Origin of the sequence: Microcoleus sp. LEGE 07076 (genome assembly GCF_015207455.1) — a bacterium.
Lineage (GTDB): Bacteria > Cyanobacteriota > Cyanobacteriia > Cyanobacteriales > Microcoleaceae > Microcoleus.
In genome coordinates this window covers 1-12,280 of sequence record NZ_JADEWV010000045.1, presented here as the reverse complement: position 1 = coordinate 12,280, position 12,280 = coordinate 1, and the positions used below count along the sequence as shown (strand labels likewise).

The 12,280-nt window shown below is 45.6% G+C and carries 10 protein-coding genes; 5 read left to right on the top strand and 5 right to left on the bottom strand.

All coding sequences use genetic code 11. The annotated features are described in order from the left end of the window. Positions 1 to 50: 50 nt before the first annotated feature. Together IQ270_RS10255 and IQ270_RS10250 are read right to left on the bottom strand one after the other, a co-directional pair. On the bottom strand, positions 51 to 839 hold the full coding sequence (locus IQ270_RS10255; RefSeq protein ID WP_193973122.1) for an ABC-2 family transporter protein: 789 nt from the start codon (positions 837 to 839) through the stop codon (positions 51 to 53). Positions 840 to 1,046: 207 nt separating this feature from the next. Then, a complete protein-coding gene (locus tag IQ270_RS10250) occupies positions 1,047 to 2,027 on the bottom strand; it encodes an ATP-binding cassette domain-containing protein (RefSeq protein ID WP_193973121.1) in 981 nt (326 codons plus the stop codon). Between the two features lie 107 nt (positions 2,028 to 2,134). Here IQ270_RS10250 and IQ270_RS10245 point away from each other — a divergent pair, with 107 nt between their 5' ends. Beyond that, positions 2,135 to 2,944, top strand: a complete 810-nt coding sequence (locus IQ270_RS10245; protein ID WP_193973120.1) for a calcium-binding protein — start codon at positions 2,135 to 2,137, stop codon at positions 2,942 to 2,944. A 161-nt stretch (positions 2,945 to 3,105) separates the two neighbouring features. Here IQ270_RS10245 and IQ270_RS10240 read toward each other — a convergent pair whose 3' ends face one another. After that, a complete protein-coding gene (locus IQ270_RS10240) occupies positions 3,106 to 4,113 on the bottom strand; it encodes an NAD(P)-dependent alcohol dehydrogenase (protein WP_193973119.1) in 1,008 nt (335 codons plus the stop codon). Positions 4,114 to 4,236: 123 nt separating this feature from the next. Further along, positions 4,237 to 5,040 (bottom strand): SDR family oxidoreductase, encoded by an 804-nt coding sequence (locus IQ270_RS10235; protein WP_193973118.1) that lies wholly within the window; start codon positions 5,038 to 5,040, stop codon positions 4,237 to 4,239. Positions 5,041 to 5,320: 280 nt separating this feature from the next. Between IQ270_RS10235 and IQ270_RS10230 the strand changes: the two genes are divergently transcribed. Both IQ270_RS10230 and IQ270_RS30880 read left to right on the top strand, forming a co-directional pair. Further along, a complete protein-coding gene (locus tag IQ270_RS10230; protein WP_193973117.1) occupies positions 5,321 to 6,247 on the top strand; it encodes a DMT family transporter in 927 nt (308 codons plus the stop codon). A gap of 308 nt (positions 6,248 to 6,555) precedes the next feature. Further along, a complete protein-coding gene (locus IQ270_RS30880) occupies positions 6,556 to 6,726 on the top strand; it encodes a hypothetical protein (RefSeq protein ID WP_228056233.1) in 171 nt (56 codons plus the stop codon). A 167-nt stretch (positions 6,727 to 6,893) separates the two neighbouring features. Here the strand turns inward: IQ270_RS30880 and IQ270_RS10220 are convergent, their stop codons facing one another. Next, positions 6,894 to 7,289, bottom strand: a complete 396-nt coding sequence (locus IQ270_RS10220; RefSeq protein WP_193973115.1) for a hypothetical protein — start codon at positions 7,287 to 7,289, stop codon at positions 6,894 to 6,896. A gap of 491 nt (positions 7,290 to 7,780) precedes the next feature. On the opposite strand from IQ270_RS10220, the gene IQ270_RS10215 reads away from it, so the two are divergent. Together IQ270_RS10215 and IQ270_RS10210 are read left to right on the top strand one after the other, a co-directional pair. Further along, a complete protein-coding gene (locus IQ270_RS10215; RefSeq protein ID WP_193973114.1) occupies positions 7,781 to 10,327 on the top strand; it encodes an ATP-binding protein in 2,547 nt (848 codons plus the stop codon). A 262-nt stretch (positions 10,328 to 10,589) separates the two neighbouring features. Then, positions 10,590 to 12,053 (top strand): CIA30 family protein, encoded by a 1,464-nt coding sequence (locus IQ270_RS10210; protein ID WP_193973113.1) that lies wholly within the window; start codon positions 10,590 to 10,592, stop codon positions 12,051 to 12,053. The last annotated feature ends 227 nt before the right edge of the window (positions 12,054 to 12,280 follow it).

The window sequence follows — 12,280 nt, the reverse complement described above, 5'->3', positions numbered from 1 at the left end:
CGAATTTTAATGTGACGCACCTTACAGTTCTCATAAATTTTAACGATTATTTAAGCTCCCATGCCAGAATACTGTTTCAAACCCTGCCGCCACAGCCACCGATTCCACACAAAAAACACCGCACCCCAGCCCAGCATCACCAACAAACCGCGACCTACATCTACGGGCAATCCGATCAAAATTGCAGCGGGAAAATGAATCAAATAAGGGAAAGGTGTCCACAAAACTACTTCGCGCACCGATGGAGGAAACACTTCTAACGGCGCGACAAGTCCCGATAAAAACAGGTAAATTAAAAACCAGAATTGTTCGATCGCACTTGCCCTTTCCAGCCAAAAAGCAAACAGCGCAAACGTATACTGGATCAGGAACCGCAAACAAAAAGCCAAAATGACAACCAACAAAAATAGCAAAAACCTGCCCAAACTCGGCAGCCAAAAAGACTGCGGGTAAAGTGCAAAAAACAGCAGCACTAATCCGAATACAAACGGCACCCTCGCAAACCTTTCGGAAACATGAGATGAGAAGTGGTGCCATACTGGATCGAGAGGCTGCAACAATCTATTAGATAAATTGCCTTGCACGACTTGTTTTTCAAAGTCCCAAATTACCCAAACCACATTTGTTTGCCGGACAATAAAAGCTGCTAAAAAATAACGAGCAAAGTCGATCGACTTCAGCCCAAATTCCCCAGTTTCTGCCGCCTGCATCCACACGCCCATCAAGATAAACGGCAAAGCGCCCGACAGCGCCCACAAAAACAATTCCGCCCGGTATTCGAGCATATAAGCGTAGTAGGTAACTAGCAAAGTTTTAGCAATTTTGATGAATCGTGTCATATCACTTTTAGATTTTTTGTGTAAAATTTTGCCCCTCGATCCCCCTAACCCCCCTTAGAAATGGGGGGACTGGAAACGGTCAAAGTCCCCCTTCTTAAGGGGGATGCGAGGGGGATAGAGGCTTGAATCTAAGCCAGAATCTCAAATAAATTTAGGCTTGAGTTATCACCTATGAGCAGAGCATGGGAACGATAAAACCATAAAACATTACACTTTTCCCGTGCGGAAAACTCGACCGATTACCTCTTCAATTGGCGGATCTGTAACAGTCAAATCTATCACTTCCAACTCTGCCAAAATCTTCGATACGCTCACCGTCAACTCCTCTCTTTTTACCAAAAAGCGCACAGATTGTCCCTCTATTGATTCTACCTCCCCGTAAGCAAAAGCGCTATCTTTTGCTAGCGGTTCGGCTAATTTTACCTGAACTTCCCGATAAGGTGCAAACCTGTCCAGCAATCCTGACAAACTGCCATCATAAACTAATTGCCCTTCATGGATTAACAAAACGCGCTTGCACAAAGCAGTAATATCAGCCATGTAGTGACTTGTCAAAAGTACCGTTGCTTGATAGCGATCGTTATATTCCCGCAGAAATTTTCTGACGCTAAACTGTGCGTTGATATCCAAACCTAAAGTCGGTTCATCTAAAAATAATACCTCCGGCTGGTGCAGCAGCGCAGCCATCAATTCAGCTTTCATGCGTTCGCCCAAAGACAGCTTGCGTACTGCTTGATTTAACTTGCCTTCTAGTGATAGCATCTCTGTCAATTCTCCGACTCGCCGCCGATAATCTGCATCGGGAATGCCGTAGACAGCGGCGTTGATTCGCAGAGAGTCGAGCACGGGCAAATCCCAAATTAACTGCTGTTTCTGCCCCATGACTAAGGTGATTTTTTGCAGAAAATCTGCTTCGCGCCGAAATGGAGTGCGATCGCACACTCTCACAGTACCACCAGACGGATAGATCAAACCGGTCAGCATTTTCAGTGTCGTAGTTTTCCCCGCACCGTTAGCGCCGAGAAACCCCACCACTTCTCCCGGTTCAATACTGAAAGAAACGCCCTCAACTGCTTTGATATTGCGGTAAGTGCGGTTAAAAAAGTGCCGCACTGTTCCTTTAAGTCCCGGTTCTTTAATTGCTACCGGATAAACTTTGCTCAAGTCTTCAACTAAGATAATTGGCATGGGTTTTACTTTGAATTTTTATTTAAATTTGCGATTTGGCGATCGGCTGTGTCAAGATGGAGATAATTGCAAGATATCCATTATTACATCGCACGAAGTTTAGAACTATGGTACTCACTCCCGATAATTCAACCATCTCTCGTTTGGTAGGAGACAATACTCCTGAAAATATTACACTTGCACCGGGACAGCTTGCTAGTTTTCCTGGGGGAGTTTGGATGCTGGGCGGCAATGATACTGTCAGGGGCTCGTCAGATGGAGAACTGATTTTCGGCAACGATGGTAAAGACAGTTTGTTAGGCGGTGTCGGCGATGATTCTATTTACGGCGGCAAAGATGATGACGATGTTTTGGGAGAAAGTGGCAACGATTTTTTGACAGGAGATAAAAATAGCGATTTTGTTAGTGGCGGTGCGGGAAATGATTTGCTGCGCGGCGGACAAGGTGTTGATTTGTTAGTTGGCGGTGACGGTAACGATATTTTAATTGGCGACAGAGATGTCGATATTTATCAAGGAGGTTCTGGTAGCGATGTTTTTGTTTTTAGAGCCGATCAAGCGGGTAGCAGAATACTTGGAATAGAAGTTCCTGACGCGGTAATTGTGGATTTTGATAAGTCTAGCGATTCGATTGGAATTAGTGTGCCATTTACCAGCAGCAATATTTCTTTTGAACAGGTAAGTTATAGCTTGAACGATCCGAGACTGCTGCTGATCGATCCTGGAACTGTAGCGGGGGGAACGAGTTTGTTAGCAAAGGGCGGTATCTCGCAGCAAAGTCTCGATCCAGACGGCAACGGCCGCGTGGAAGCTACTAATATTAGATTCGGTTTTACTAACGCTTTGTTGGGTACTGTGTTGAACGTGACCCCAGCCGATTTAAACGGTCGTTTGATTAATGCTAGTTCTTTGCTGTAATTAATAGGGCGCAGGGGTGCACCTTACTAATTACAGCACTTTTGATACAATTAGGTACGCAAAACTGGGTTTCTTGAATCTAACCTGTTTATAGGGCAGAAGTGCACAAGAAACCGGGCTAGGAGAGTGTTTACTTCATAAACCTGCAAGGATTGCTGTATCTAACTCACTGTCAAAACTGCACGATAGCGTACTTGATTGTCGCGGACTTTCTGCATTGCTTCATTGGCTTGGGCGATCGCAAAAACTTCGACAATCGGCTCAATCGAAAACTTTTCTGCAACCGACAGCATTTCATTAATCATAGCGCGACCGCCGACGGGAGAAGCCGTAATTCGGCGGCGCTTTGCCAACAATGAAAATAATGGAATACTTAAAGGTTCGTCGGGAACTCCCACAAAAGCAAGCGCACCGTCAGAATCGAGAAAATCAATGTATGGAACCCAGTCTAAAGCAACAGGAACAGTGCTCAACAAAATATCTAATTTGCTGCTGGGCGCTTGAGGGATTTCGCCTTTTCCTACTACAATAGCTTCGTCGGCTCCCATCTTTTCAGCAAATTCTGCTTTGTCTTGGGAAGTAGTAAAAACTGTCACGCGGTTGCCTAATTTTTTGGCAAATTGCACCGCCATGTGTCCCAAACCGCCGATGCCGAGAATGCCGATTTCTTGACCAGAACTCATCCCCGCGTTCCGCAAACCGGCGTAAACTGTAATTCCGCCGCACAGCAGCGGCCCGGCTGCTTTGGAATCGATGCCTTTGGGAATAGGAAAAGCAAAGCGGGAATCTACCATCAAATAGTCGGCAAAACCGCCTGGGCCTGTAACAATCAATCCCTGGATTTCATCGCAGAGATTTTCGTTGCCACGCAAGCAGTCACGACAATGCAAACAAGACGATCTTTGCCAGCCAACGCCGACGCGATCGCCCACTTTTAAATGAGTCACTTCCGGCCCTATTTCTGCCACTTCTCCGACAACTTCGTGGCCGGGAACGAGGGGATATTTCGATTGACCCCAATCGTTGTCAATCATGTGCAAATCCGAGTGACAGATGCCGCAAGTTAACACTTTTATGAGACATTCGTGTTCTTTTGGCGGTGCGACTTCAAATTTGTATTCTTCTAGCAACCCGCCTGTTTTTTTGGCGGCTAGTGCTTTGATTTGCATGGTAGTATTTCCTGGTTTGTTTCTGGTTATAGTATTTGGAGTATTCGGGGCGGGTTTAACAGTCTGTATCTTTAGTTGTATGTATTCAGGTGAACCCGCCCCAAATGAGGGCTGTGATGACTTTCATAAGTTGCCCTTTGCCATTGCCCACTGCATTAAACCGGGGAATAACCGATAAGCTTCCGATGCCAAAAAAGCTGGGCCTACAGTAACTTCGGGGCGCTGATTTTTTACTGCATCCCAGATAGCTTTTGCAATATCTTCCGGCTGACTTGCCCAGTCTGATTTCAGCATTTGGCTCATTTGCTGGCGGCGCAATTCGACTGCCGATTCCTCTCGATCGCGAAATTGAGCTCTTTCCAAAAAATCGCTGTTAATCAAGCCCGGATGCACGGCCGAAACGTGAATGCCTCGGGGCGCCAATTCCAATCGCAAAGTTTCTGTTAAACCGGTTACTGCATATTTGCTGGCGCAATAAGCAGTCATTTGAGGTAAGGGCATTTTGCCGCCAGTGGAACCAACATTGACGATTGTACCAGTTTTTCGTTCGAGAAAATGTGGCAAAAGTTCTTGAATTGTGTTAACGCAGCCCCAAAAATTGGTATTCATTAATTGCTGCCAGTCTTCAGAGGTGGTTTGCTCGATCGGCCCTGCGAGACAAATTCCAGCATTATTCACCAAAACATCGATGTTTCCGCACGCATCTAGGGCTTTTTGGACGATCGCCCGCACTTGTTGAATGTCACCAACATCCCCCGCAATCGCGACAGCCGAAGTGCCTTCGCGCTGCACCTGAACCGCTGCTGCTGCCAATCTCTCCGGCTCCCGAGCCACCATCACCACATCGTAACCTTTACTGGCAAATAACAGTGCCGTTGCTTTGCCACTTCCTTGAGAAGCGCCTGTAATCAAAACTGTAGGAGCCATAGATAGTTATACTTTGTAAGTGGGGGGTTTTGTTTGCTGCTGTATGGAAACTATAACAGATTTAAGGTTATTTTAGGCGCGCTCTAGATTGATTGTTGTTTTTGAGTGTGGTAATTTTTAAGGATTGGCGATCGGGCTTTTTTTGAACGAACAGCGAAGGCGCAAAGCACGCGAAGAAAGAGAGGAGAAGGTAAGATAAAATTAAAAGTTCTGATTGGCTGCAAAGATTGGTATCTAGATTTTACCAATTACCAATTACCAATTACCAATTCTCGAAAAAATGAATTTTCCGAAACAACCGCAGAATTGGTCGATCGCCCTATTGTTAATTATCGGTGTTTTGGCTGTCTCAACGTCTTCCATTTTAATTCGGCTGGCGAACGTGGAAGCAGGCGCGGGCGGTCTCGGTTTCAGTCTGGTACTCGCCGCTTCTCGCTTGAGTTTATCCGCCTTAATTCTGCTTCCGGCTTGGCCAAAAATTCAGTGGAATGCCCTACAGCCGGGAGCTCGGCGCTATGCTGTGGCGGCTGGTTTGTGTCTTGCTCTGCACTTTGCTCTCTGGATTACCTCACTTTCTTATACTTCGATCGCAGCTTCCACAGCCCTCGTCACCACAAATCCCGTTTGGGTAGCGCTGTTGTCGCGCTTCTGGTTTGGCGAAAAACTCAGCAAAATGTCGATCGCTGGCATTACTATAGCGCTTGCAGGGGGAATGGCGATCGCCTTCGGGAGTGCGGGCGCAGCGGAGGCCGGCAGCAGCCAACTCCTGGGCGATTTCCTGGCTCTGGCGGGTTCCTGGGTGGTTAGCTTGTATTTGCTGCTGGGGCGGGAAGCTCAGCGGCGGGGACTGGGAATTGGCGGTTATATCGCGATCGCCTATACTGTTGCTGCGATCGTCCTGCTCCCTCTCCCCCTCGCCTTCGGCACCCGTTACACCGATTATTCGCACATAGTATATTTTTATATTTTGTTGACGGCTGTCTTGCCTCAATTAATCGGCCACACCATTTTGAACTGGGCCGTAGTGCAGATTTCCCCAACCCTAGTAACTCTTGCTATCTTGTTTGAACCGGTGGCGGCGAGTTGTTTAGCTTATTTGTTGTTTCGGGAAGTGCCCGCACCGGCGGTACTCGCAGGTGCTGCTGTGCTGCTGTTGGGCGTAGCAACCGCTACCTTCGGATCCCAAAAAAGCACAGTCAACAGTTAGCAGTTAACAGTTTTCAATATTGCCACTACCGTTGGCGTGAGTCAGAATAAAAGTGATTAGGGTTTAGACAAACAAATAACTCGTCAGTTAAAGATGGGCTCAAAACTATTACAGCAGATTGCAGGTTTGTCAACTGCGCCCGCCTATCGATAGAACCCCGTAGGGACACGCCTCGGGCATTGCCGTATCCCTGGAATGTTTTTTTATGTACCTTAAAAACAAGCGCAAAAGTGCAGTAAATATCTGACTAATAACTACTGACAAATAAGAGAACCTGCACTCACAGGCGAGCCCCTACCAACTGACTAATGACTGCTGGCGGCTGCGGATTATCCCGTTTACCGAAGGGCGATCGAACCTCCCGCAATTTGCAACGGATGTCGCTACTATTACGGCAGAAACGACTGCGGCTATCTGCTCAACTGCAACATCCCCGCTGCCGGGAAGATGAAGATTGTCGCGATCGCGAACCGGAATAAGCATTATCATAAAACCGCGACTCAAACTCAAGATTTGGAACCAGAGAAAACTTGAGAAAAAACCAATATTCTCTCTGACATCTTTCATCTTTCCCGCAGCCAACTCCTCTCCTAAATAACTAACACCTTCTTCCTGAAATCCGTAACATCCGTGACAGTTATATCAGTTACATCTTGTACGCAATCCGCTGCCTAATTTCTGTCATCTTTCTTCTAAAACCTCCCCTCAAAGCTGATACCGCAACTCTAATTAATTGCATCATGCTGGAAGGATGCCCCACAGCCCAGATATTGACAGCCAGACAAGCGATCGCCATAAATAGCAAGATGTATGTCGGAGGCATTACTACTCCGATCGCGAACCAGGTAAAAACATGAAATAACATTGCTGTAGCCCAAAACCCAGCCACAACCGCAGATACCCAAACTTGCATTCGAGGTCGGTTTAGTCCGGTCAAAATCCCTGTCTGCAAAGTAGTCAGCAAGTTTGCCGGAACTAAAAAAGCACAGATACCTATGCAGTAGGTATGGGAAAACTCAGTAACTGTATTGAAGTCGAGCATTAGTCTAATTGTCTGGCCTGTTGGATATACTTAAACAGCTTAACGTGAGTTGACTTTCAGATATTCTCTTCATTAGCTTAACTTAATATTTTCCTCAGTAGCTCGGTCTGAAGACACATCTCTGTCTCCCTGTTCGCGATCGCAAAATCTTACCACAAATATTAACTTTGTGGTAACTTATTAAAAATACTTGAAGAATCGTAAGAAGTGCTGGCATAATTGATCTAGATAACTGATCGCAATTACAGAGCCAAGTCCGCAAACAAATCTAGAAGGCTGGGGTCGGTAGAGCAGTAACACAACTGTTGGCTGATTTTTGACTCGATCGTTTTCGACTCGCGGATGCTCGGATGATTCATTGTCAGCGTCGGTCAAGGAATCGAGCAGTTAGGCGATCGAAACAATATAAGATTATTCTCGAACCACCAATTTGAGTTGAAATCTAAAATCGATAGAACCCTGTCAAAATTTTACACCGCAAAACAGAGAAAATGAATCGACAAATCACAATCCCAGCACTCGAAGAAGTTGACTTGACAAACTGCGACAAAGAACCCATTCACCTATCGGGACACATTCAGCCGCACGGGGTGCTGCTTGTTGTACGAGAACCTCAACTAGAAATACTGCAAGTCAGTGAAAATACGCAAGATTTGCTAGGAGTCGATGCCAAAAGTGCGATCGGTCAAAATTTGAGCTTATTCTTCGATCGAGTGCAGCTAGAAAAACTCAATGCCTGTTTGCAAAACGACCACTTAAAAACCGTCAATCCCATTAAACTGTCGGTACAAAAAGCAGGCAAATCTTTAGATTTTGACTGCATACTCCACCGATCGGAAGGATTTTTGATAGTAGAATTAGAATTGGGAACCACCACAGAAAATCTTTCCATTTTTAGCTTTTACCATTCAGTGAGAGCCACAGTCAGCCAAATTCAAAGCGCCAAACATCTCAACGAACTATGCCGAATGACCGTAAAAGAAGTCAGGAATATTTCCGACTTTGATAGAGTTATGATCTATCAATTCGACCCCGAAGGCAACGGCGCTATCATCGCTGAAGACAAAGCAGAAAACCTGACTCCTTTCTTAGGCTTAAACTACCCCAGCTCAGATATTCCCAAACAAGCCAGAAAACTGTATTTGTTAAATTGGTTGAGGTTGATACCAGATATTAATTATCAACCAGTTCCCCTCGTTTTCAGCAAAAATGCTATTGCTAACGAGCCCCTAGACCTCAGTCTCAGCGTGTTGAGAAGCGTTTCTCCCATTCACATAGAATACCTGCAAAATATGGGCGTGGTAGCTTCGATGTCAATCTCATTAATCAAAGATCAAAAACTGTGGGGATTGATTGCTTGCCACAACTATACACCAAAATACCTCAACTATGAAGTGCGCGCAGCCTGCGAATTTATCGGACAAGTAATGTCCTTAGAACTGCAATCAAAAGAAGCCAACGAAGACTACGACTACAAACTACACTTAAAATCTATTCAAACCAAGATTTTTGAAGACATATCCACGTCCGAAAACTTGTCAGAAGTGTTAGTTAAATGCCAGCAGAATTTGCTGGAAGCAGTGGGTGCCCAGGGAGCAGCAATAATATTTGGAGACAATTGCTATCGAGTCGGACAAACACCTCAAGAAGAATCTCTCAAGCACTTAATTAAATTGGTGCAAAAAAACCTCAAAAACGAAATATTTTATACAGACTCGCTGACCAAATTCTATCCAGAAGCTGAGGAATTTAAAGATACAGTCAGCGGGTGTTTGGCCGTAGCAATATCGCCGATTCAAAAAATATACGTTTTGTGGTTTAGGCCGGAAGTAATTAAGACCGTAAATTGGGCTGGCAACCCCAACAAACCAGTTGAAATAGATGAACACGGCAACCAAAAACTGTCTCCTCGGAAATCCTTCGAGCTGTGGAAAGAAAATGTGAGCTGCCAATCATTGCCTTGGAAACAATGCGAAATAGACGCTGCATTGGAACTAAAAAAAGCAATGATTAATATAGTGTTGCGCCAAGCCGACAAGTTCAAAAAATTAAATACAGCACTAGAAGCATCAGTCGCCAGAGAGCGCGAAAAAAGGAATCATTTAAAAACAGCGATGTCCGAGCTTCAGCGCGCGCAAACTCAATTGGTGCAAAGCGAAAGAATGTCAAGTTTGGGGCAGTTGGTAGCGGCGGTAGCTTATGAAGTCACTAACCCGATTAACTTCATTTACGGAAATCTTGCCTATGCCAACGAATACAGCGAAAAACTGATCAATTTATTGCAGCTTTACAATGAACACTATCCGTTGCCTTCGCCAGAAATTCAAGCAGAAATAGAAGCAGCAGAAGTAGAGTTTATAGCTGAAGATTTACCGAAGTTGCTGGGTTCAATGAAAGTAGGCGCTAACCGCATCCGGGAGATTGTTCAGTCGCTGCGAAACTTTTCTAGAATTGATGAAGCAGAGATTAAGCCAGTTGACATTCACGACGGATTGGACAGTGCTTTGCTGATTTTGAGCAACCGACTCAAACCGAAGCCCGTGAAGCCAAGCTATCCCGTAGGGAATCGCCACGCAATTCATCTGGTCAAAGAATATGGCTCTCTGCCTGTGGTTGAGTGTTACGCAGTTGAGATTAACCAAGTGTTTATGAATGTACTGACAAATGCAATTGATGCTGTAGAAGATGCCTTTGCTAACAATAATTTATCGTCGCAATGGGGGTGCGAAGAAAGCCAGACTAAGAACGGACAAATTCGGATCGTGACAGAAGTTTGTCCGGGAGAAAAAGCGGTAGCAGTTCGGATAAAGGACAACGGTTGGGGTATGGAAGAAACAGTCCGCCAGAAAATATTTGACCCGTTTTTTAGTACAAAACCGGTGGGTAAAGGTGCGGGGATCGGTTTGGCGATTTCCCACGAAATTGTGGTGGAACAACACGGCGGGAAATTGAGCTGCATTTCTGCCCCCGGAGATGGAACCGAGTTGATTATTGAGATTCCCTTAAACCAAATTCATCCGAAACTCACTGTCAAGTAAAAAAGTGCGTTAGCGAAGCCCTCGAAGAGGATCGCCCCCAAATGCACAAATCGAAAATTAGATTAAAATACAAAAGCAGCTAATACCAATTTAATGGGTCATTGCACATATCTCGATCCCCCTCGCATCCCCCTTAACAAGGGGGACTTTGATCGGAATCTTATCCCCCCCTTATTAAGGGGTGTGCCAGGGAGATCGAATTCTACGGGGCCTCATAAAAAATTGGTATAAGTAGATTTGAGCCAAATTTGAGGAAGCGACTGTGACTGAAAAAAATACCGCCCAATGGGATGCCGGCAGATTTGTCAAAACCTTGGCTTATTTCGGCGTTATTCCCTTCATTGGTAGCATTAGCTGGCTGCAACAACTGTTCGGAAGCAACAACAACAAGAAACAAGACCAACCTAAACTCGTACTCGTAGCCGGTGCGACTGGCGGGGTAGGAAAACGAGTTGTCAAGCGGCTGCAACAGCGGGGATATCAAGTCCGCTGTCTCGTCAGAGATATCAAAAGAGCAACAGAAATTCTCGGAAAAAATGTTGAATTAGTCGAAGCAGATATCACTCTCGCCGAGACGCTAACGCCTTTAGTAACTGAGGGCGTAGATGCAGTTATCTGCTGCACCGGGACTAAAGTTCAACCTGTTGAAGGAGATACCCCAACCAGGGAAAAATATTATCAAGGCATCAAGTTTTATATGCCGGAAGTTGTGGATGTTCCCGAAATAGTCGAATACAAAGGCTTGAATAATTTAGTGCAAGCTGTTCGCAGCCAGCTAATTAAAGCAGGCGAAAAAACTATTTTTGACTTCACAAAACCTACCCAAGATTTAAAGGAAACTTGGGGAGCTCTCGACGATATCGTGATGGGCGGGACTAGCGAAAGCTCGATCGTCCTTACAGACAGTACAGCTATATTCACCGGCAATGTTTCCACGGCAAACTCCGGCGGCTTTGCTTCGGTTCGCACTCGCAATTTCGATCCTCCGGTCAATCTCGCAGGATTTAGCGGCCTCCTGCTCCGGGTTAAAGGGGACGGTAAGCGCTACAAGTTGATTGTGAGGAGCGAGGCTAAATGGGATGGTATTGGCTATTGCTATTCGTTCGATACTGTTTACAATACTTGGATTACTGTCATCGTTCCCTTCGATAAGTTAATTCCAGTATTCCGCGCGAAGACTGTGAAGGATGGCGCGAAATTTGATGCTAGTAGTATTTATTCTTTTCAGTTAATGCTGAGCAAGTTTGAATACGATGGCGCGCTGAATCCGAAATTTTCACCTGGTGTGTTTCAACTGGAATTAGAATCTATTAAAGCTGATGGCGGGCAGACTTTGCCGCGATTTGTGATGGTGAGTTCGGCGGGAGTGACGCGCCCGGGCCGCCCAGGACTTATTTTGGAAGAGGAACCGCCGGCTGTCAGAATGAATGATATGTTGGGGGGAATTTTGACTTGGAAGTTGAAAGGAGAAGATTGCGTGCGATCGAGCGGCATACCTTATACTGTTGTCAGACCTTGTGCTTTGACTGAAGAGCCTGGGGACAAAGCTTTGATCTTCGAGCAAGGAGATAATATTCGGGGTAAAGTCAGTCGCGAAGATATTGCAGAGTTGTGCGTGCAGGCTTTGGATATTCCTGATGCTAGTAATGTTACTTTTGAGGTAAAAGAGGGAGAAAATTCTCGTTCTCCGGGAGATTGGGGGGGTTTGTTTTCTGGGGTGAAATAGGTTTGTTTGTAGGGTGCAATGTGTACCGATTGAGACGGCGCATCGAAGACGGCGCATCGATTGAGACGGCGCATCGATTGAGACGGCGCATCGATTGAGACGGCGGTTGAAAGAGACTGTTGGCGAATGTCTGAGGGGTTTTACCCCTCAGACATCGCCACGCTAAATAGGCAGAATGATTGTGTAATCACGCACCATATTAAATAATTTATTATGACTCTTCACCC